Source organism: Paracidovorax sp. MALMAid1276, from assembly GCF_049198005.1.
GTDB lineage: Bacteria > Pseudomonadota > Gammaproteobacteria > Burkholderiales > Burkholderiaceae_C > Acidovorax.
The window spans coordinates 36517-56820 of record NZ_JBMIRS010000196.1; the positions used below are offsets into that span (position 1 = coordinate 36517).

16 protein-coding genes are annotated in these 20304 nt (G+C 69.7%); 15 read left to right on the forward strand and 1 reads right to left on the reverse strand.

Translation table 11 applies throughout. The annotated features are described in order from the left end of the window. Positions 1 to 73: 73 nt before the first annotated feature. From glnE to ACOQFS_RS14625, 15 genes are all read left to right on the forward strand, one after another. Positions 74 to 2836: a bifunctional [glutamate--ammonia ligase]-adenylyl-L-tyrosine phosphorylase/[glutamate--ammonia-ligase] adenylyltransferase gene (gene glnE, locus ACOQFS_RS14555; RefSeq protein WP_421563541.1), complete on the forward strand. Its 2763-nt coding sequence runs from the start codon at positions 74 to 76 to the stop codon at positions 2834 to 2836. Between the two features lie 117 nt (positions 2837 to 2953). Beyond that, positions 2954 to 3727, forward strand: coding sequence for a TetR/AcrR family transcriptional regulator (locus tag ACOQFS_RS14560; protein ID WP_421563542.1), 774 nt, complete (start codon positions 2954 to 2956; stop codon positions 3725 to 3727). After that, on the forward strand, positions 3724 to 5121 hold the full coding sequence (locus ACOQFS_RS14565; RefSeq protein WP_421563543.1) for an efflux transporter outer membrane subunit: 1398 nt from the start codon (positions 3724 to 3726) through the stop codon (positions 5119 to 5121). The genes ACOQFS_RS14560 and ACOQFS_RS14565 overlap by 4 nt, the downstream gene beginning before the upstream one ends. A 213-nt stretch (positions 5122 to 5334) precedes the next feature. Beyond that, positions 5335 to 6597: an efflux RND transporter periplasmic adaptor subunit gene (locus ACOQFS_RS14570; protein ID WP_421563544.1), complete on the forward strand. Its 1263-nt coding sequence runs from the start codon at positions 5335 to 5337 to the stop codon at positions 6595 to 6597. A 12-nt stretch (positions 6598 to 6609) separates the two neighbouring features. Further along, positions 6610 to 9744: an efflux RND transporter permease subunit gene (locus ACOQFS_RS14575; protein WP_421563545.1), complete on the forward strand. Its 3135-nt coding sequence runs from the start codon at positions 6610 to 6612 to the stop codon at positions 9742 to 9744. Between the two features lie 153 nt (positions 9745 to 9897). Further along, positions 9898 to 11100: an HD-GYP domain-containing protein gene (locus tag ACOQFS_RS14580; protein ID WP_421563546.1), complete on the forward strand. Its 1203-nt coding sequence runs from the start codon at positions 9898 to 9900 to the stop codon at positions 11098 to 11100. A gap of 348 nt (positions 11101 to 11448) precedes the next feature. Continuing rightward, positions 11449 to 12051 (forward strand): glutathione peroxidase, encoded by a 603-nt coding sequence (locus tag ACOQFS_RS14585; protein WP_421563547.1) that lies wholly within the window; start codon positions 11449 to 11451, stop codon positions 12049 to 12051. A 244-nt stretch (positions 12052 to 12295) separates the two neighbouring features. Beyond that, the gene (locus tag ACOQFS_RS14590; protein WP_421563548.1) at positions 12296 to 13606 is read left to right on the forward strand and encodes an NAD(P)/FAD-dependent oxidoreductase; all 1311 of its coding nucleotides are present in this window, start codon (positions 12296 to 12298) and stop codon (positions 13604 to 13606) included. Further along, positions 13603 to 14415 carry a DUF1365 domain-containing protein gene (locus tag ACOQFS_RS14595; protein WP_421563549.1) on the forward strand — a complete coding sequence of 271 codons (813 nt, stop codon included), beginning with the start codon at positions 13603 to 13605 and terminating at the stop codon, positions 14413 to 14415. The genes ACOQFS_RS14590 and ACOQFS_RS14595 overlap by 4 nt, the downstream gene beginning before the upstream one ends. Positions 14416 to 14432: 17 nt before the next feature. Beyond that, positions 14433 to 15665, forward strand: a complete 1233-nt coding sequence (locus ACOQFS_RS14600; RefSeq protein ID WP_421563595.1) for a class I SAM-dependent methyltransferase — start codon at positions 14433 to 14435, stop codon at positions 15663 to 15665. A gap of 4 nt (positions 15666 to 15669) precedes the next feature. Next, the gene (locus tag ACOQFS_RS14605) at positions 15670 to 16269 is read left to right on the forward strand and encodes a chalcone isomerase family protein (protein WP_421563550.1); all 600 of its coding nucleotides are present in this window, start codon (positions 15670 to 15672) and stop codon (positions 16267 to 16269) included. Beyond that, positions 16266 to 17570, forward strand: a complete 1305-nt coding sequence (locus tag ACOQFS_RS14610) for an MFS transporter (RefSeq protein WP_421563551.1) — start codon at positions 16266 to 16268, stop codon at positions 17568 to 17570. The genes ACOQFS_RS14605 and ACOQFS_RS14610 overlap by 4 nt, the downstream gene beginning before the upstream one ends. 24 nt (positions 17571 to 17594) lie before the next feature. Continuing rightward, on the forward strand, positions 17595 to 18137 hold the full coding sequence (locus ACOQFS_RS14615; RefSeq protein WP_421563552.1) for a DUF3833 domain-containing protein: 543 nt from the start codon (positions 17595 to 17597) through the stop codon (positions 18135 to 18137). Next, on the forward strand, positions 18134 to 18916 hold the full coding sequence (locus ACOQFS_RS14620; RefSeq protein WP_421563553.1) for an SDR family NAD(P)-dependent oxidoreductase: 783 nt from the start codon (positions 18134 to 18136) through the stop codon (positions 18914 to 18916). The genes ACOQFS_RS14615 and ACOQFS_RS14620 overlap by 4 nt, the downstream gene beginning before the upstream one ends. Positions 18917 to 18922: 6 nt before the next feature. Beyond that, complete coding sequence (locus ACOQFS_RS14625; RefSeq protein ID WP_421563554.1) at positions 18923 to 19378, forward strand: nuclear transport factor 2 family protein; 456 nt, start codon at positions 18923 to 18925, stop codon at positions 19376 to 19378. 18 nt (positions 19379 to 19396) lie between these two features. Here ACOQFS_RS14625 and ACOQFS_RS14630 read toward each other — a convergent pair whose 3' ends face one another. Beyond that, a complete protein-coding gene (locus tag ACOQFS_RS14630) occupies positions 19397 to 20302 on the reverse strand; it encodes a sugar phosphate isomerase/epimerase family protein (protein WP_421563555.1) in 906 nt (301 codons plus the stop codon). Positions 20303 to 20304 lie beyond the last annotated feature (2 nt).

Sequence of the window (20304 nt, forward strand, 5' to 3'; positions counted from 1 at the left end):
ATTATGACCCGCAGGCCTGGCGCGGGTTCACTACAGACCGGTGTCCTTATGTGTGTTGCGCCCGAGTGCCGCCATGTCCTCACCGCGCTCTGACACCCCCTGCAATCCCCAGGCGTCCTTCGCGCCGGGCGCCGTGCATTCGCGCTTCTATCAGCGCCTGCGGCGGCGCTATGACAGCGACCTGGCCCTGCTGCCTGCAGGCGTTCCACGCTGGCCGACGATGGAGCAGGCCTACGACGCGCTGCGATCGCGTGGCTGTGACACCGGCACGGCACTGCGGGTGCTGCGGCAGCTGGTCATGGAGCGCCTGATCCAGCTCGATTGCGAAGCCGGGGCATCGCTGTCCGACATCACCACCGCCGTCACCGAGCTGGCCGAGCTTGCGCTCGACAAGGCCTGCCACCAGGCGCGGCGCGAGCTGGACGAGCGCCATGGCGCGCCCTGCGGGCCCGATGGCCGGCCCGTGCAGCTGTGGATCATCGGCATGGGCAAGCTCGGCGCCCGCGAGCTCAATGTCTCCAGCGACATCGACCTGATCTACGTCTACGAGCACGACGGCGAGACTGCGGGCACGGCCGACGGGCGGGGCCGCATCTCCCACCACGAATATTTCGCGCGCGCCGTCAAGGCCATCTACAGCCTGGTGGGAGACACCACCGAACATGGCTTCGTGTTCCGCGTGGACCTGGCCCTGAGGCCCAACGGCAATTCGGGGCCGCCCGCCGTGTCGCTCGCGGCACTGGAGGAATACCTGCAGGTCCAAGGGCGCGAATGGGAGCGGTTTGCCTGGCTCAAGAGCCGCGTCGTGGCGCCGCGCGACTGCGTGGCCGGCGCCGAGGTGCAGGCCTTGCGTGGCGTGGTCCTGCCCTTCGTTTTTCGCCGCTACCTGGACTACAGCGTGTTCGATGCGCTGCGGGTGCTGCACCGCCAGATCCGCGACCATGCCGCCAAGCGCAGCGCGGGCCACCCCGAGCGCGCCAACGACGTCAAGCTCTCGCGCGGCGGCATCCGCGAGATCGAATTCACGGTGCAGCTGCTGCAGGTGGTGCGTGGCGGGCAGTTCCCCGAGCTGCGCCGCCGCCCCACGCTCGACGCGCTGCCGCGCCTGGCGCAGGCCGGACTCATGCCCCGCGAAACGGCCGATGCGCTGGCGCTCGCCTATGTCTTCCTGCGCCGCGTGGAGCACCGCATCCAGTACCTGGACGACCAGCAGACCCATGTTCTGCCCACGCGCGACGACGACCTAGCCTGGATCGCCCACACCCTCGGGTACGACAACTGCTGCACGTTCCTGCACGAGCTGGACGCGCACCGCGAACTGGTGGCGCAGGAGTTCGACACCCTGCTCGGCGGCCCGGGCAAGAAGCAGTGCAACGGCGGTGGCTGCGGCGGCCCCCGTGCGGCCGCGCCCCCGCCGCCCGAGCTGGACAGCCTGCTGGAGCAGCTGCCCCCCGGTTTCCGCGAGCGCGTGGCCGAATGGCGCAACCATCCGCGCGTGGCGGGCCTGCGGGACGAGGCCCGGGCGCGGCTGTTTCGCCTGGTGCAGCGCACCTCCCAGTGGCTCAACGAGGGCCGCGTGACCGACGAAGCCGCGCTGCGCCTGACCAACTGGCTGGAGCCCCTGCTGCGCCGCGAAAGCTACCTCGCCCTGCTGCTGGAGCGCCCCTCGGTGCACGAGCAGCTGCTGCACCTGCTGGGCGCGGCCAAGTGGCCCGCCCGCTACCTGCTGCAGCACCCCGGCGTGATCGATGAGCTGGTGGGCGACGCGCTGCTGGCCGAGCGTTTTGCGGAGGCTGACTTCGAGCGGGAGCTGGCCTTGCGCCTGGCGTCGCTGCAGTCCACCGGCGAAGACGATGACGAGACCCTGCTCAACCTGCTGCGCCGCGCCCAGCACGCCGAGACCTTCCGCACGCTGGCGCGGGATGTGGAGCGCCGCATCACGGTGGAACAGGTGGCGGACGACCTGAGCGCCCTGGCCGACAGTGTGCTGCGCGTCACCAGCCAGTGGTGCTGGAGCCGCCTCAAGAACCGCCACCGCGAGGAGCCGCAATTCGCCATCATTGGCTACGGAAAGCTCGGGGGCAAGGAGCTGGGCTACGGCAGCGACCTGGACATCGTCTTCGTGTTCGACGACGACGACGACCGAGCGCCCGAGGTCTATGCCGCCTTTGTGCGCAAGCTCATCAACTGGCTCACGGTGAAGACCGGCGAGGGCGACCTGTACGAGATCGACACCGCGCTGCGGCCCAATGGCAACTCAGGGCTGCTCGTGACCCGCTTCGAGGCCTATGCCAACTACCAGGAGCGCCGGGGCAGCAACACGGCCTGGACCTGGGAACACCAGGCCATGACGCGGGCGCGTTTCGTGATGGGCAGCGCCGCCCTGCAGGCGCGCTTCGACGCGGTGCGCGAGGCGGTCATCACCTCGCCGCGCGACCCCGCTGCGCTCAAGGACGAAATCACCGCCATGCGCGAGCGCGTGCGCAGCGCGCACCCCGTGCGATCGGGCCAGTTCGACGTCAAGCACAGCCCCGGCGGCATGGTGGATGTGGAGTTCGTCGTGCAATACCTGGTGCTCGCGTGTTCGGCCGAGCACCCCGGGCTGCGCGAAAACCGGGGCAACATCACGCTGCTCAAGCGCGCCGAGCAGGCCGGCCTGTTGCCGCCGGGCGTGGGGCAGGCTGCGGCCGATGCCTACCGCGAGCTCAGAAGGGTGCAGCACCGCGCCCGGCTGGACGAAGCGCCCACGCACGTCACGCCGCCCGCCCTGCAGGCCGAGCGCGAGGCGGTGCTTGCGCTGTGGAGCGCCGTGTTCGGGAGCGTCCCCCGCGCCTGACGCCGGGTGCGGCCGTGGATGGGCGGTGGGTGCCGTGGCTCCCCGGGAATGTTCCGAAATTGAAAAATTTTGTTAATTCAAACAAACGTTTGAATTGAGGTGGTGTAATGCGGGCCCATGACTGTCCCTGTCGGCGCTGCCCCCTCCAACACCGCCCCCGGTTCGCCGCACCCCGCGCCCCGGCGCGCCGCCCGCAGCGATGGCGAAGACACCCGCGCGCGGCTCTTGCTGGTCGCCCTGCAACTGTTCTCCGAGCGCGGGTTTGCCCAGACCTCCGTGCGTGCCATTGCCGAAGCCGCTGGCACCAATGTGGCGGCCATTGCCTACCACTTCGGCGACAAGGCGGGGCTCTACACCGCCACGTTCTATGAGCCGTTCGGCAGCGGCAGCGAGCTGATTCCCGTTTTCTCTGACCCCGCGCTGGATCTTCCCCAGGCGCTGCACTGCTACTTCGCGGGGTTTCTGGAGCCGCTCAAGCACGAAGGCCTGGTGACGCAGTCGCTGCGCCTGCATGTGCGCGAGCTGCTCGACCCCACCCACGTGTGGCCCGACCTCATCGAGCGCGAGTGCCGCGCCCCGCACCTGGCGCTGCTCCAGGTGCTGGGCCGTCACATGGGCGTGACCGAGGTGGACGACGATCTGCACCAGCTTGCGTTCTCGCTGGCTGGGCTGGTGATGCAGCTGTGGACGCAGCGCGACCCGCTGCTGGCCGTGGCGCCGCACCTGGCGGGCTCGGGGGCGGTGGACCTGTGGGTGCAGCGCCTCACGGGTTTCGCACTGAGCATGGTGGAGGGCGAGAAAGAGCGCCGCCAGAAAGGCACCGAGCGGGAAGGCGCGGGGCCTGCGCAGGTGCGCGGCACCGCCCGTTCAAACAAGGAAAACAAGGCATGACGTTGAGCAAGCGATGGAGCCACCGATTCCTGCTGGCGGCCTGTGTGCCGCTGGCGCTGGGGGGCTGCGCCACCACGGCACCTCCGCCCCGGGTGGCGGCGCCCGCCCCCGACGCCTGGCAGGCCCCGCTGCCGCACCAGGGCACGCTGCAGGGGCTGAGCCGCTGGTGGGCGCAGATGGACGACCCGCTGCTGGTGGAGTTGATCGAGGCCGCGCAGGCCGTGAGCCCCGGCGTTGCCCAGGCCCTCTCGCGCATCGAGCAGGCGCGCGCCAGCCAGGCCACGGCGCGCGCGGCACGGCTGCCCGCGCTCGACGCACAGGCCAGCGCCAGTCGGGGCTTCAACGAGCAGGTGGGCGGCATTGCCACCACGGCCCAGGCCGGGTTGCAGGCCAGTTGGGAGATCGACCTGTTTGGCGGCAACGCCGCCGCGCAATCTGCCGCCGGCGAGCGCGTGGCCGGTGCCCAGGCGCTGTGGCACGAGGCCCGCGTGAGCGTGGCGGCCGAGGTGGCGCAGCAGGCCAGCAGCCTGCGCACCTGCCTCGCGCAGCTGCGCGTGGCCGAACGCGATGCGCAGTCGCGCGGCGAGACGTCCCGCCTGTCCCAGCTCAGCGAGCGCGCGGGCTTCACGGCACCGGCCACGGCGGCCCTCGCGCGGGCCAGCGCCGCCGAAGCCCAGGCGCGCGTGTCGCAACAGCGCATGCAGTGCGATGTGGAGACCAAGGCGCTGGTGGCACTGACCGGCTGGGACGAGCCCGCGCTGCGCACTCGCCTGGCGGCGTCGCCCGCCCGCCCCGCGCCGGATGCGCTGTTCGCCATCGCCGCGCTGCCCGCCCAGGTGCTGGCCCAGCGGCCCGATGTGTACAGCGCCGAGCGCGAAGTGGCTGCCGCGAGCGCCGATGTCGGCAGCGCCCAGGCGCAGCGCTACCCGCGCCTGGCCCTCAGCGGCTCGGTGGGCGCTGCCTGGGTGCGCACCGGCGGCGCCACCACCGACCTCAACACCTGGACGCTGGGGCCGCTCGCGCTGAGCGTGCCGCTGTTTGACGGCGGGCGCCGCGCGGCGCAGGTGGACGCGGCCCAGGCCCGCTACGACGAGGCCGTGGCGCTGTACCGTGCCCGCGTGCGCCAGGCTGTCAGCGAGGTCGAACAGGCCCTGGTGCGGCTGCAGAGCACGGCCGAGCGCAGTGCCAGCGCCCAAACTGCGGCGGCGGGCTACCGCGCATCGTTTGATGCCACCGAAGCGCGCTGGCGCGGCGGGCTGGCCAGCCTGGTGGAGCTGGAGGACGCGCGCCGCACGGCGCTGGCGGCGGAGAACGCGTTGATCGCACTCCAGCACGAGCGGCAGGCAGCCTGGGTGGCGCTGTACCGCGCCGCCGGAGGCGGGTGGAGGCTGTGAAACACCCCCTGAGGCGCTCCGCGCCTTCCCCCTCTCCCGACTCGCTGTGCGAGTCGGGTGGGGGACGCCCCCAGTGCACGCAAGCGAAGCGCCGCATACGCGGCGCGGCGGCCCTTGCACGGGGGCGCTGGCCTGGGCCGTGCCCGTTGTATCCGCCGCAGGCGGTGCGTAGTGCTATGGAAAGCTGATATGAATTCTTCGGGACGAAAGCAAATGCAAAATTTCTCTTCCTTCAAGTTCTCGCCCACCGCCTTCGCCGTGATCGCTGCCTGCGTGCTGGCCACGGGCGGCGCCCTGGTGTTTTCGGGCGCATCGCGCGCGGCGGATGAGCCCAAGGCCGACCAGCCGCGCCCGGCGCTCACGGTGACCACCGCCCAGCCGCAGCGCACGTCCGTGCCCCTGCGCCTGTCGGCCAACGGCAATGTGGCCGCCTGGCAGGAGGCCAGCATCGGCGCCGAGAGCAACGGCTTGCGCCTGACCGACGTGCGGGTGAACGTGGGCGATGTGGTCAAGGCCGGCCAGGTGCTGGCCACGTTTGCGGCCGACACCGTGCAGGCCGACGTGGCCCAGGCGCGCGCCAGCCTGCTCGAAGCCCAGGCCAACGCCGCCGAAGCGGCGGCCAATGCCGAGCGTGCGCGCTCGCTGCAGGCCACGGGCGCCTTGAGCCAGCAGCAGATCCAGCAGTACACCACCGCCGAGAAAACCGCCCAGGCCCGTGTGCAGGCCATGCAGGCCACGCTCAGCGCGCAGCAGCTGCGCCTGCGGCACACCCAGGTGGTGGCGCCCGACAGCGGCGTGATCTCGGCGCGCACCGCCACCGTGGGCGCGGTCGTGGGTGCGGGCACCGAGCTGTTCCGCATGGTGCGCAAGGGCCGCCTGGAATGGCGTGCCGAAGTCACCAGCACCGAGCTGGGCCGCATCCAGCCGGGGACCCGGGTGCAGGTGGTGGCCGCCAGCGGCGCCACGGCCGACGGCACGGTGCGCATGGTGGCGCCCACGGTGGACCCGCAGACCCGCAACGCCCTGGTGTATGTGGACCTGCCGCCGATGGCGACGGCACCGCAGCAGGCCCGCGCCGGTGCGCCCGGTGCTGCCGGTGCGGGCGCCGTGCTGCCCGGCATGTTTGCGCGGGGCGATTTTGCGCTGGGCCAGAGCGATGCCCTCACCGTGCCGCAGGAGGCGCTGGTCGTGCGCGACGGCTTTTCGTACGTGTTCGTGGTGGGCGCCGAGCAGCGCGTGCAGATGCGCAAGGTGCAGACCGGCCGCCGCGTGGCCGACCGGGTGGAGATCGTGCAGGGGCTGAACGCGCAGGAGGCCGTGGCCGTGCGCGGTGCGGGCTTCCTGAACGATGGCGACCTGGTGCGCGTGGTCAGCGGCACGCCCCCGGCCGCCGGTGCGAGCACGTCCCGCGCGCAAGAATATGAGCAAAAAATGACTCTAGCGCTTTCTGGTAAAGCGCTGGCAGCTATGAATTGAGGAGCGTTCTTCATGAATGTGTCCACCTGGTCGATCAAGAACCCCATACCGGCGTTGATGCTGTTTGTGCTGCTGACCTTCGGCGGCCTGCTGTCCTTCAACGCCATGAAGGTGCAGAACTTTCCCGACATCGAGCTGCCCACGATCACCGTCACGGTGGCCCTGCCCGGCGCCTCCCCCGCGCAGCTCGAGAACGATGTGGCGCGCAAGATCGAGAACAGCGTTGCCACGCTGCAGGGCCTCAAGCACATCTACACCAAGGTGCAGGACGGTGGCGCCACCATCACCGCCGAGTTCCGCCTGGAAAAGCCCACGCAGGAAGCGCTGGACGATGTGCGCTCAGCCGTGGCCCGGGTGCGCGGCGATCTGCCCGGCGACGTGCGCGACCCCATCGTCACCAAGATGGACCTGGCCGCGCAGCCCATGCTGGCATTCACCATTGCCTCCAGCCGCATGGACGACGAGGCGCTGTCCTGGTTTGTCGACGACAGCGTGGCCAAGAAGCTGCTGTCCGTGCGCGGCGTGGGCGCCGTCACGCGGGTGGGCGGTGTCGACCGCCAGGTGCATGTGGCGCTCGACCCCATCAAGCTGCAGGCGCTGAACGCCACGGCGGCCGACGTGTCGCGCCAGCTGCGCCTGGTGCAGACCGAGAGCGCCGGGGGGCGCACCGACCTGGGCGGCAGCGAGCAGCCCGTGCGCACGCTGGCCACCGTGCAGTCCGCGCAGGAACTGGCCGGCCTCACGCTCGCCCTCTCGGACGGGCGCCATATCCGCCTGGACCAGGTGGCCACCGTGAGCGACACCTTTGCCGAGCCCCGCGCCATGGCGCTGCTCAACGGCAAGCCCGTGGTGGGCTTCGAGGTGGCGCGCAGCAAGGGCGCCAGCGAGGTGGAGGCGGGCGAGGCCGTGCAGGCCGCGCTCAAGGAGCTGCGCGAGCAGCACCCCGACCTCGAGATCACCGAGGCCTTCAACTTCGTGCAGCCCGTGCAGGAGGAATACGACGGCTCCATGCACCTGCTGTACGAAGGCGCACTGCTGGCCGTGCTGGTGGTATGGCTCTTTCTGCGCGACTGGCGCGCCACCTTCGTGTCGGCCGTGGCACTGCCGCTGTCCATCATCCCGGCCTTCATCGGCATGCAGCTGCTGGGCTTCTCCATCAACGTGATCACCTTGCTGGCCATGTCGCTGGTGGTGGGCATTCTGGTGGACGACGCCATCGTGGAGGTGGAGAACATCGTGCGCCACCTGCGCATGGGCAAGACGCCCTACCAGGCCGCGATGGAGGCCGCCGACGAGATCGGGCTGGCCGTGGTGGCCACCACGTTCACGCTGATCGCCGTGTTCCTGCCCACGGCCTTCATGAGCGGCATCGCGGGCAAGTTCTTCAAGCAGTTCGGCTGGACGGCCTCGCTCGCGGTGTTTGCGAGCCTGGTGGTGGCGCGCGTGCTCACGCCCATGATGGCGGCCTACATCCTCAAGCCCATCGTGGGCGAGCACAAGGACCCGCGCTGGATGACGACCTACCTGCGCTGGGCGGCCTGGTGCATCAAGCACCGCTGGATCACGTTCATTGCCACGGCCGCGTTCTTCTTCGGCTCTCTCGCGCTGATCCCGCTGTTGCCCACGGGCTTCATCCCGCCGGACGACAACTCGCAGACCCAGGTGTACCTGGAGCTGCCGCCGGGCGCCACGCTGGCCCAGACCCGCGCTGCGGCCGAGGACGCGCGCCAGCGCATCGCGCGCGTGGACCATGTGCAGAGCGTGTACACCACCATCGGCGGCGGCACGGCGGGCGGCGACCCGTTCATGGGCAGCTCCAACGCCGAAACGCGCAAGGCCACGCTCACCATCCTGCTCGCTACGCGCGGCGAGCGCCCGCGCAAGCAGGGCATCGAGAACCAGATCCGCACCGCGCTGGAGACCCTGCCGGGCGTGCGCAGCAAGGTGGGACTGGGCGGGTCGGGCGAGAAGTATGTGCTGGTGCTGACCGGCGACGACCCCAAGGCGCTCTCCAGCGCCGCGCGGGCCGTGGAAAAAGACCTGCGCTCCATTCCCGGGCTGGGCAGCGTGTCGTCCACCGCCAGCCTGGTGCGCTCCGAGATCGCGGTGCGCCCCGACTTTGCGCGTGCCGCCGACCTGGGCGTCACCAGCAGCGCCATCGCCGAGACCCTGCGCATCGCCACCGTGGGCGACTACGACGTGTCGCTGCCCAAGCTCAACCTGGCCTCGCGCCAGGTGCCCATCGTGGTCAAGCTGCAGGACGACGCGCGGCGCGACCTCTCGCTGCTGGAGCGCCTGCCCGTGCCGGGCAGCAAGGGCCCGGTGCTGCTGGGGCAGGTGGCCTCGCTGGAGTTCAGCGGCGGCCCTGCGGTGGTCGACCGCTACGACCGCGCCCGCAACGTGAATTTCGAGATCGAGCTGTCGGGCCTGCCGCTGGGCGAGGTGACCAAGGCCGTGGACGCGCTGCCCTCCATCCGCAACCTGCCGCCCGGCGTGCGCCAGGTGACGATCGGCGACGCGGAAATGATGGGCGAGCTGTTCGCCAGCTTCGGCCTGGCCATGCTCACCGGCGTGCTGTGCATCTACATCGTGCTGGTGCTGCTGTTCAAGGACTTCCTGCACCCCGTCACCATCCTGGCGGCGCTGCCACTGTCCCTGGGGGGAGCGTTCGTGGGGCTGCTGATTGCGCAGAAGAGCTTCTCCATGCCCTCGCTGATCGGCCTGATCATGCTCATGGGCATTGCCACCAAGAATTCCATCCTGCTGGTCGAGTACGCCATCCTGGCGCGGCGCGAGCACGGCATGACGCGGTTCGACGCGCTGATCGACGCCTGCCACAAGCGCGCGCGACCCATCATCATGACCACGCTGGCCATGGGCGCGGGCATGTTGCCCATTGCCATCGGCTTCGGTGCGGCCGATGCCAGCTTCCGCTCGCCCATGGCGGTTGCGGTGATCGGGGGGCTGATCACCTCCACGCTGCTGAGTCTGCTGGTCATCCCCGCCGTCTTCACCGGGGTGGACGATGTGGGCCTGGGCTTCGGCCGCCTGCTGCGCCGGCTGAGAGGCCGGCCAGCCGAGCCTGCTGGCGGCGCCGCCTCTGCAGGCGCCGCCCCGGCCGTCGTCCCCACGCCGCCCGTGCCCTGAGCGCGGGCGCCCGGCCGGCGCCGTTCCTGCTCCGTTCCTGCGCCTGTGGGGCGCAGGCGTCTGCCAGCCCCGGCGTTCGGGGAATAGCAGGGCAATCCCCTGGGTTGCCCGGCCTTTGCCCCACGGTAGTGCGTTGGATAATGCGGGCTGTCCATGAAGCTCGTTACTCTTAGCATTGATTCCATCCAGCTCGGCCAGCCGCTGCCCTTCGCGCTGCGCGGCTCCGATGGCACGCTGTTGGCCCAGAAGGGTTTTGTGATCCGCACGCGCGAGGAGCTTGAGAGCCTGGTGGCCCGGGGCCGCGCGCTGTGTGTGGACACGGACGAGTCCGGCGGCAGCCACCGCGCCTACCTGGCGCAGCTGCAGCGCATGCTGATCGCGGACACCAACCTGGGCGAGATCGCGGCCATGAAGATGACCGCCGCTGAGCAGGACAGCCGCGCCCGCGCCGACCGGCTGCCGCCGGACTGGCCCGAGCTGCAACTGCGCGCCACGCAGCTGCTTCGCTCGCCCATGGCGGGCGACTTCGGGGCGCGGTTCCAGGCCGTGCACGACGAGCTGACCCGCCATGTCGAGCAAAACCCCGATGCAGCCCTGCTGGCGCTGATCCACCTTTCCTCGCAAGACCCGCGCATGTACAGCGCCACCCACGCCATGCTGGTGAGCTGCGTGTGCATGGTGGTGGCCCGCGAGATGCTGCGCTGGCCCGAAGAGCGGGTGCAGCAGGTGGGGCGTGCGGGTCTGAGCATGAACCTCGCCATGACCGAGCTGCAGGACCAGCTGGCGCTGCAGGCGCCGCCCCTGACCACCACGCAGATCACTGGCGTGCAGGACCACGCCGCGCGGTCCGAGGCCCTGCTGCGCCAACTGGGCGTGACCGATCCCCTCTGGCTGGAGGCCGTGCGCACCCACCACCACCGCATGCCCGGCCCGCTGGCCAAGAAGACCGAGGCCCAGCAGATGGCCCGGCTGGTGCAGCGCGCAGACATCTTTGCCGCCCGCCTGGCGCCGCGGGTCGCCCGCCTGCCGATGCCGGTGACGGCCGCCATGCAGGCTTGCTACTACGACGAAGAGCACCAGGTGGACGAAATGGGTGCGGCCGTGGTCAAGACCCTGGGGGTGTATCCGCCCGGCGCCTTCGTGCGCCTGGCCAGCCAGGAAGTGGGGGTGGTGGTGCGCCGCGGCACCACGGCCACCACGCCGCGCGTGGCGGTGCTCACCAACCGCGACGGCATGCCCACCGGCGAGCCCATTCCCCGAGAAACGGGCATGCCGCCCTGGAAGATCACCGGCGTGGTGGCCTTCAAGGACGTGCGCGTGAAGCTTCCGCTGGAACGTCTCCTGAGCCTCGCCTGAGCGACCCCGCCGGGCGTCCACAGTGCCGCCGCCGGGTCGGTTCGCCATCCCCTTTCCCCGTCACGCCGCCCACTGCGCCCGACCGCGCCCGACCGCGCCCCACCTCGCCTTCCCGGCGGGTCCCGTGCGGCCGCCACTTCTCCCCGTTGCGCACCGCTATTTCCCGCTGCATGCCATGGCGAGATGAGTGCCTGCCTCTTTGTGCTCCCGCGCGTGCAGCGCTCGTGCCCCCTGTCCCGCGCGCTCAACCCAATGTTTACGACAAATACCGATCAGTAAATATTTAAACCCTAGTGGACAAATTGTGATGAAGCGGTTAAATTGAAGCCACTCCCCGACGAGGCTTCCATGAAAACGCTGCTGCTTCATCCACCCCTTCTGGCTTTGCTCGCATTCGCTGCAAGCCTGCCGGCCGTTGCCCAGGCGGCCGATGTGACGGGTGCTGCGCCGGTGCCCGCAAACTGCCCCGCCACCCTGCAGCACAGCTTTCCCCGGCTGCAGGACGAAAAGCCCCAGTCGCTGTGCCAGTACGCGGGCCGGGTGGTGCTGGTGGTCAACACCGCCAGCTTCTGCGGGTTCACCGGCCAGTACAAGGGGCTGGAAGCGCTGTATGCGCGCTACAAGGACAAAGGCCTGGTGGTGCTGGGCTTTCCGTCCAATGACTTCTCGCAGGAGACCGGCAGCAACGCGCAGATCGCCGAGTTTTGCGAAAACACCTTCGGCGTGAAGTTCCCGATGTTTGCCAAGAGCAGCGTGAAGGGCCCCGAGGCCTCGCCGCTCTTTCGCCAGCTGGCGGAGCTGTCGGGCACGGCGCCCCGCTGGAACTTCCACAAGTACCTGCTGGCCCGCGACGGAAGGGTGGTGGACCAGTATTCCAGCCTGACCGCACCCGACCACAAGGGCCTGGTGCGGGCCATCGAACAACAGCTTGCTACCCCGGCGCCAAGGTGACCGCCATGTTTTTTTTGCGATTCCTACAAAAAAACAGCCCTCGGGGCTGGAACTTCGCGCTCGAGGCCCCACTCTATCCCTTGCGCGGCATGATCGCGCCCTTGACAGGTTTTCCGTTGCGAAGCCTTTCGGGCCCCCGGGTTCCGACTGTCCTCCTGGAGCGCTTCTCCTCCCTCCCTCTCTTATTCGTTTCGGGACGCTTCGCAACTTTTTTATTCGGTGACACGGCCAGAGGGGTCCGGTCATGAAAATCGCCATCATCGGTTCCGGCATCTCCGGGCTTGCGGTCGCGCACCAGCTGCGCGGCCAGGCGAACGTCACGCTGTTCGAGGCGGCCGACTATTTCGGTGGACACACGCACACGGTCGACGTGACCCTGCCGGATGCGCAGGGGCGCCGCGTCACCCACGGCGTGGACACGGGCTTCCTGGTGTTCAACGAGCGCACCTACCCCCACCTCATCCACCTGCTGGCCGAGCTGGGCGTTCAGACGGCGAAGTCGGACATGTCGTTTTCGGTGCAGGTGCCGGGCGCCCTGGGCGACGGCGGCACGCTGGAGTGGAGCGGCAGCAGCCTTGGCACCGTGTTCGCGCAGCGCATCAACCTCGCCAACCCGCGGTTCCTCGGCATGCTCCTGGACCTGCTGCGCTTCAACCGGCTGTGCACCCGCATCGCGCGCGACCAGGCCGAGGCCGCGCTGATGCAGCCCCTGGGCGATTTCCTGCGCGAACACCGCTTTGGCGACGCGTTCCGCGACTGGTACTTCCTGCCCATGCTGGGCTGCATCTGGAGCTGCCCCACCGACCAGATGCTGCAGTTTCCCGTGGCCACCATGATCCGGTTCTGCCACAACCACGGTCTCATCCAGGTAAGCAACCGGCCGCAGTGGTGGACGGTGTCCGGCGGGGCGCGCCACTATGTGAACAAGATCCTGGCGGGCATTGCCGACAAGCGCCTGAACACCCCCGTGCGCCGCATCGAGCGCGACGCCGCCGGTGTGCGCGTGGTGACGGCCAGCCACACCGAGCATTTCGACAAGGTGGTGCTGGCCACGCATTCGGACCAGTCGCTGGCGCTGCTGGCGCGGCCCACGCCGCAAGAGCGCGCCGTGCTGGGCGCCATCCGCTACCAGCCCAACCGTGCGGTGCTGCACACCGATGTGTCGGTGCTGCCCCAGCGCCGCGCCGCCTGGGCCGCGTGGAACTACGAGCGCGCCCAGCAACCCGGCCGCGAATCTGCGCGGGTCTGCCTGCATTACCTCATCAACCAGCTGCAGCCCGTGCCCTTTGCGCAGCCCGTGGTGGTGTCGCTGAACCCGGTGCGCGACATCGCACCCGAACACGTCATCGGCAGCTACGAATATGCGCACCCGGTGTTCGACGTCAACGCCATCCAGGCCCAGCAGCAGGTGGGCGCGCTGCAGGGCCAGCAACACACCTGGTTCTGCGGTGCCTGGACGGGCTACGGATTCCATGAAGACGGCCTGAAGTCGGGCCTGGCCGTGGCCGGGCAACTGCGGGCCGTGTTGCCCGTACCCTGGGCGGAGGCTGCGTGAGCGCGTCCCGCACGCCCCTGTCCGCGCCCCTGATCGGCTTCGGCCAGGTGCGCCACACGCGGCTGCGGCCCCGGCACCATGCGTTTGCCTATCCCACCTGCTTTCTCATGCTGCCCATGCGCAGCCTGCGCCACCAGCACGGGCTGCTGGCGGTGAACCGGCGCGGTGCCATCAGCTTTTATGACGTGGACCATGGCGATGGCCGCAGCGCCGCGCAGGGCGGCGCGCTGGCCTGGCTGGACGAACTGCTGCGTGCCGAAGGCATCACCGACGCCGATGGCGAGGCCTGGCTGCACTGCTACCCGCGCGTGTGGGGCTACACCTTCAAGCCCGTGAGCTTCTGGTACTGCCACCGCGCGGACGGGCGCTTGCGCGCCATCGTGGTCGAGGTGAACAACACCTTCGGCGAGCGGCACTGCTACCTGCTCGATGCGCCGCAGTACGGCGTGGAGCAGCAGGCGCGCAAGGTCTTCCATGTGTCGCCGTTTTGCGAGGTGAACGGCGGCTACCGCTTTCGCTTCATGCGCACCAACCCCAGTGTTGGGGCCGGCGCGGCCGACGCCGGCCGCACCGTGGTGCGCATCGACCATGACGACGACAGCGGCCCGCTGATCCAGACCAGCGTGAGCGGCACGCTGCACGCCGTCACCGCCAGCACGCTGCGCCAGGCGCTGTGGGGCTATCCCGCCATGACGCTGGCCATCATTGCCCGCATCCACTGGCACGCGCTGCGGCTGTGGCTCAAGCGCGTGCGGTTTCACCGCAAGCCCGAGGCGCCCGCTGCCGCCGTGACCCGATCTTTTCCATGACGAACGAGAACGCCGCCATGAACTCCACCACCACCACCGCATTCCGCTCCACCGCGCGGGCCCTGCCCGCAGGCACCCCGGCCGCTGCCCGCACCGCCCTGCAGCTGCTGCAGCGCCTGCAGCACGGCCACCTCACCGTGAAGCTGCCCGATGGCACGCTGCAGCACTTCGGCCACGGCGACGGCCCCTCGGCGGCCATCACGCTCAAGAACTGGAACGTGTGCAGCGCGGCACTCAAGTCCGGGGACATCGGCTTTGCCGAAAGCTACATCGCCGGCGACTGGACGACACCCCACCTCACCGACCTGCTCAAGCTCTTCATCGCCAACCGCCAGCAGGTCGAAGGCGTGATCTACGGCACCTGGGCGGGCCGCTTGCTCTACCGCATCAAGCACCTGCTCAACCGCAACACGCGCGCCAACAGCCAGAAGAACATCCACGCCCACTACGACCTGGGCAACGCGTTCTACGAGCTTTGGCTGGACGACACGATGAACTATTCGTCCGCCTGGTTCGAGGGCGATGCCGGCGGCGACATGCGCGCCGCCCAGCACGCCAAGGTGCGCCGCGCCTTGCGCATGGCGGGCGTGCAGCCGGGCCACCGCGTGCTGGAGATCGGCTGCGGCTGGGGCGCGCTGGCCGAAATGGCCACCACCGAGTTCGGCGCCCACCTCACGGGCGTGACGCTCTCCACCGAGCAGCTCGCGTTCGCACAAGAACGCATGGCGCAGCAGGGCGTGGCCGAGCACGCCGACCTGCGACTGCAGGACTACCGTGACATCCAGGATGGCCCGTACGACGCCATCTGCTCCATCGAGATGGTCGAGGCCGTGGGCCGCGAATACTGGCCCACCTATTTCCAGTCGGTGAACCGCCTGCTCAAGCCCGGTGGCAAGGCTTGCATCCAGAGCATCGTCATCGACGACAGCCTGTTCGAGCGCTACATCAACTCCACCGACTTCATCCAGCAATACATCTTCCCCGGCGGCTGCCTGCCCTGCCCGCGCGAGTTCCGCCGCGAGGCTGCGGCGGCGGGCCTGCGTGTGGTGGACGAATTCGCGTTCGGCCAAGACTATGCCGAGACCTTGCGGCGCTGGCGCGAGCGCTTTCTCGCGCAGCGCAAGCAGATCCTGCAGCTGGGGTTTGACGAACGCTTCATGCACATCTGGGAGTTCTACCTCGCGTACTGCGAGGCCGCGTTCGAGATGCGCAACATCGACCTGGTGCAGTACACGCTGGTCAAGGACTGACGCTATGAAAAACATAGCTATAAGCGCTTTACTGGTAAGCGCTGGCGCATGTTTTTATTCAAATTTTGCAGCGGCACAGGCGGTGGGCGCGGCGCAAGCCACGGCGCAGGCCGCAGACGCGGGCGCGGGCGCGCCTGCGGCATCGCCGGGCCTGCGGATGTCCGGTCAGGGCGTGCTGCGCTTTCTGGGCCTGGAGGTGTATCGCGCGCGGCTGTGGGTGTCGCCCGGCTTTGACCCGGCCGACTATGGCGCGCTGCCGCTGGCGCTGGAGCTGACCTACCAGCGCGACTTCAGCGCCCAGGCCATTGCGAAGCGCTCCCTCGAAGAGATGCGGCGCGTGGGCCGTTTCACGCCCGAGCAGGCTGCCCGCTGGCAGCAGGCCCTGCAGGCCGCGCTGCCCGACGTGTCCTCGGGCGACCGTCTGCTGGGCATCCACCAGCCCGGCGTGGGCGCCACCTTCCGCATGGGCGGGCGCGTGGTCGGCGAGGTGGCCGATGCCGAGTTCTCGCGCCTGTTCTTCGGCATCTGGCTCTCGCCCCAGACCTCCGAACCCACCCTGCGCCAGCAGTTGCTGGCCGCCCCCCGCACGGCAGGCACGCCATGACCGCCGCCGCAGCCGCCGCGCCGCCGCAATCACCCCTCAGCGCCCGCCAGGGGCTGGCCTACGGGCTGCTGGGCCTGCCGCTGGCGTTTGTGGCGTTGCCGCTGTATGTGCTGCTGCCCAACCACTACGCGCGCGAGTTCGGCATGCCGCTGGCCACGCTGGGCGCGGTGCTGCTGGGGGCGCGGCTGTTCGATGCCTTCACCGATCCGCTGCTGGGCCGCTGGGCCGACCACCTCTTCGGCCGCTCGGTGCGCGCGGTGCTGGCCGTGGGGGCGGGCTCGGCCCTGGTGCTGGCGCTCGGGTTGGCCAGCCTCTTCTATCCGGCCGTGCAGGGCGCGGGTGCGCTCACCGCCTGGGCCTTCGTTGCGCTGCTCGTCACCTACACCGCCTACAGCCAGCTGGGCATCGCGCACCAGTCCTGGGGGGCGCGCCTGGGCGGCGACGAGCTGCAGCGCGGGCGCATCGTGGCATGGCGCGAAGGCGCTGCGTTGGTGGGCGTGGTGCTGGCGTCGGTGCTGCCCGCGCTGGCGGGCCTGCCGGTGATGCTCGGCGTGTTTGCCGCAGCGCTGCTGCTGGGCTGGGCCTGCTGGACGCGCGCACCCCGCCCCCCGGCAGTGGATGCCGGCATCTATCGCCCGCCGCAGCGCGCCGGCCTCTGGCGGCCCTGGGGCCGTCCGGCCTTCCGCCGCCTGCTGGCGGTGTTCATGCTCAATGGCATTGCGAGCGCCATCCCGGCCACGCTGGTGCTGTTCTTCATCCAGGACCGCCTGCAAGCCCCGCCCGCGCAGGAGCCGATGTTCCTCGCGGCGTATTTCGTCTGTGCGGCCCTGTCCATCCCGCTGTGGCTGCGCGCCGTGGCGCGCTGGGGGCTGGCGCACACCTGGCTGGCCGGCATGCTGCTGGCGGTGGCGGTGTTTGTGTGGGCCGCCTTTCTGGGGGTGGGCGACGCGATGCCCTTCCTGGCGGTGTGCGCCCTCTCGGGCGTGGCGCTGGGCACGGACCTGGCCCTGCCCGGCGCGCTGCTGGCGGGCGTGGTCGCGGCCGAAGGCGACAGCGGCCGCCACGAAGGCGCGTACTTCGGCTGGTGGAACTTCGCCACCAAGCTCAACCTGGCCCTGGCCGCGGGCCTGGCCCTGCCGCTGCTGGGCGGGTGGGGCTACACGCCCGGCACGCGCAGCGTGCAGGGCTTGCAGGCCCTGGGCTGGGCCTACGCGGTGCTGCCCTGCGCGCTCAAGCTGCTGGCGGCAGGCGCGCTGTGGCGGCTGGTGCTGGCGCCCGCACGGCACGGCCGCGGTGCCTGAACGTTCGTTCAAGGAGGACATCCGATGATGCAAAGACGACTTCTTCTGTGTGCCGCCGTGGCCGGCCCTGTGGCCCTGTCCGGCTGCGCCAGCCAGAATCTTGATGGCTATGCGGGCGAGAAGCCCGCGCTCGACCTCGCGCGCTACTTCAACGGCAAGGTCGACGCCCACGGCATCTTCCAGGACCGCAGCGGCCAGATCGTGAAGCGGTTCACCGTGGTCATGGACTGCCAGTGGAACGGCAACGAGGGCGTGCTCGACGAAGCCTTCACCTATTCCGACGGCAGCACGCAGCGCCGCGTCTGGCGCCTGACGAAACACGCGGACGGCCGTTACACCGGCACCGCCGACGACGTGGTGGGCACGGCCAGCGGCCAGACGCGCGGCAACGCCTTCCGCTGGAACTACACGCTCGCCCTGCCCGTGGACGGCAAGGTCTACCACGTGGATCTGGACGACTGGATGTACCTCATCGACGACCGCGTGATGCTCAACCGCGCCACCATGAGCAAGTTCGGCGTGCGCCTGGGCGAGATCACCCTGTCCTTCACCCGGCGCGCACCATGAAGCTCAACCCCCCCTTGCGCGACTGGCAGGGCCGCCGGGCCTGGCTCATCGGGGCCAGCAGCGGCATCGGGCGTGCCACGGCAACGGCACTGCACGCGCGCGGCGCAGAGGTCATTGTCTCGGCCCGGAGCAGCGATGCGTTGAACGCCTTTGTGGTGCAGCACCCCGGCAGTACGGCGTTGGCCTTTGACACGGCCGAACCCGCCCAGGTGCAGGCCGCCGCCGCACAGGTGCTGGCGGATGGCGCGCCCGATCTGGTGTGCTACTGCGCGGGCTACTACCGTGACATGCGCGCCACCGATTTCGACCTGACCGTGATGCTGCGCCACGAGCAGATCAATTACAACGGCGCACTGCACGTGCTGGCTACCGTGCTGCCGGCCCTGCTGGCCGCCGCGCAGGCCGGGCGGCCGGGCCACGTGAGCCTGATCAGCAGCGTGGCGGGCTTTCGGGGCCTGCCCAAGAGCCTGGCCTACGGGCCCACCAAGGCCGCGCTCATCAACCTGGCCGAGGCGCTGTACCTGGACCTGCACGACCTGGGCCTGGGTGTGAGCGTGATCAACCCCGGCTTTGTGGCCACGCCGCTGACGGCGGGCAACGACTTTGCCATGCCCGCGCTCATCTCGCCCGAAGCGGCGGCCGACGCCATCCTGCAAGGCTGGGCGCGCGGGCAGTTCGACATCCACTTCCCCAAGCGCTTCACGCGCGTGATGAAGCTGCTGCGCGTGCTGCCGTATCGGTGGTACTTTCCGGCAGTCCGCCGATTCACAGGCCTCTGAACCTCCATGCAGCCTCCCCGTGCACCGATCTCCGCCGACGACGCCGTCACCCGCGTGGTGGCGTTTTTCGAGCACCTGTCTCCGGCCGATGTGGCAACCCTGGGCGCGTTCTATGCGCCCGATGCGCGCTTCAAGGACCCGTTCAATGAGGTGCAGGGCGTGCCTGCCATACAGCGCATCTTCGAGCACATGTTCGTGTCGCTGGATCAGCCCCGATTCGTGGTCACCGGCCGCGTGGTGCAGGGCCAGCAGTGTTTTCTGACCTGGGACTTCCTCTTCGCCTTCAAGGGCTTTCACAAGGGCGTGACGCAGACCGTGCGCGGCGCGTCGCACCTGGTGCTGGACGCGCAGGGCCTGGTGACCCTGCACCGCGACTACTGGGACGCGGCCGAAGAGCTGTATGAAAAGCTGCCCGTGGTGGGCGCGCTGATGCGCTGGCTCAAGCAGCGCGCCAACCGCTGATCGCTGGCGGCTGGTGGGTCACGCCAGGGTTTTGATGCGCGAGTGCCCAGGCAGCGGCACCGCACGCTGCAGCACGCCTTCGGCCAGCCACAGCGCGCTGTTCCAGGCGCGCTGCGCCACATACGGCAGCGGCAGCTGCTGGTAGTCGTCGTTGAAGACCTCAAAGCTGTAGTCGCCCTCGTAGCCCATGCCGGCGAGCAGGCGCACCAGCTCGGCCAGCGCCTGGCTGTGCACGCCCTCGCCCGGGAACACGCGAAAGTGCCGGGCGGTCTCGATGCGCTCCTGCACTGTGCGCGTCTCCTGCCACATGAAGTCCGACAGCTGCACGAGGTAGATCTTGGCGGGGTCCACATCGGCGAGCGCCGAGAGGGGTGTGCTGGTGGCGAACTGGTGGTACGAGTCGATGGCCAGGCCGAGGTTGGGGCAGTCGGCCTGCTGCACCGCGGCCCAGGCCTGGTGCACCTCGTTGATGTGCCGCCCCCACGACAGCCCCTCGAACGCCACGCGGATGCCGTGCGGCAGCGCCAGCAGCGCGAGCTTGCGCAGGTCGCGCGCGATGGCGTCGGCATCGGCCGTGGCGTGCGACGAGGTGGAGCTGCAGGCCAGCAGCACGGGGGCGCCCAGGTCGCGCGCCATCAGGATCATCTGCTTGGCGATGTCCACCTTGTAGCCGTGCAGATGGCCCGACAGGCCCTCGAAGTCGCGCAGCACCTGAAAGCCCGTCACGCGCAGGCCGCTGGTGCGCACCGCATGCACGGCCGCCTCGATGCCCTCAGGGTGGCCCACGATGTCGCGCGCGGCCAGCATGATCTGGCCGAAGCCTGCGGCCCGGACGGCGGCCAGCTTGGCCTCCAGCGGGCCGGCCAGGCTGATGGTGTCCATGCCGAAATCGGCGACGTTGCGTTGCATGGTGGTTCGGCGCATGG

What these genes read in the sequence shown, in the direction of transcription:
- ACOQFS_RS14565 (WP_421563543.1), top strand. Translation starts at nt 3,724, where the DNA reads ATGACGTTGAGCAAGCGATGGAGCCACCGATTCCTGCTGGCGGCCTGT.
- ACOQFS_RS14620 (WP_421563553.1), top strand. Translation starts at nt 18,134, where the DNA reads ATGAAGCTCAACCCCCCCTTGCGCGACTGGCAGGGCCGCCGGGCCTGG.
- ACOQFS_RS14610 (WP_421563551.1), top strand. Translation starts at nt 16,266, where the DNA reads ATGACCGCCGCCGCAGCCGCCGCGCCGCCGCAATCACCCCTCAGCGCC.
- ACOQFS_RS14625 (WP_421563554.1), top strand. Translation starts at nt 18,923, where the DNA reads ATGCAGCCTCCCCGTGCACCGATCTCCGCCGACGACGCCGTCACCCGC.
- glnE (WP_421563541.1), top strand. Translation starts at nt 74, where the DNA reads ATGTCCTCACCGCGCTCTGACACCCCCTGCAATCCCCAGGCGTCCTTC.
- ACOQFS_RS14560 (WP_421563542.1), top strand. Translation starts at nt 2,954, where the DNA reads ATGACTGTCCCTGTCGGCGCTGCCCCCTCCAACACCGCCCCCGGTTCG.
- ACOQFS_RS14570 (WP_421563544.1), top strand. Translation starts at nt 5,335, where the DNA reads ATGCAAAATTTCTCTTCCTTCAAGTTCTCGCCCACCGCCTTCGCCGTG.
- ACOQFS_RS14605 (WP_421563550.1), top strand. Translation starts at nt 15,670, where the DNA reads ATGAAAAACATAGCTATAAGCGCTTTACTGGTAAGCGCTGGCGCATGT.
- ACOQFS_RS14590 (WP_421563548.1), top strand. Translation starts at nt 12,296, where the DNA reads ATGAAAATCGCCATCATCGGTTCCGGCATCTCCGGGCTTGCGGTCGCG.
- ACOQFS_RS14585 (WP_421563547.1), top strand. Translation starts at nt 11,449, where the DNA reads ATGAAAACGCTGCTGCTTCATCCACCCCTTCTGGCTTTGCTCGCATTC.
- ACOQFS_RS14580 (WP_421563546.1), top strand. Translation starts at nt 9,898, where the DNA reads ATGAAGCTCGTTACTCTTAGCATTGATTCCATCCAGCTCGGCCAGCCG.
- ACOQFS_RS14630 (WP_421563555.1), bottom strand. Translation starts at nt 20,302, where the DNA reads ATGCGCCGAACCACCATGCAACGCAACGTCGCCGATTTCGGCATGGAC.
- ACOQFS_RS14600 (WP_421563595.1), top strand. Translation starts at nt 14,433, where the DNA reads ATGAACTCCACCACCACCACCGCATTCCGCTCCACCGCGCGGGCCCTG.
- ACOQFS_RS14575 (WP_421563545.1), top strand. Translation starts at nt 6,610, where the DNA reads ATGAATGTGTCCACCTGGTCGATCAAGAACCCCATACCGGCGTTGATG.
- ACOQFS_RS14615 (WP_421563552.1), top strand. Translation starts at nt 17,595, where the DNA reads ATGATGCAAAGACGACTTCTTCTGTGTGCCGCCGTGGCCGGCCCTGTG.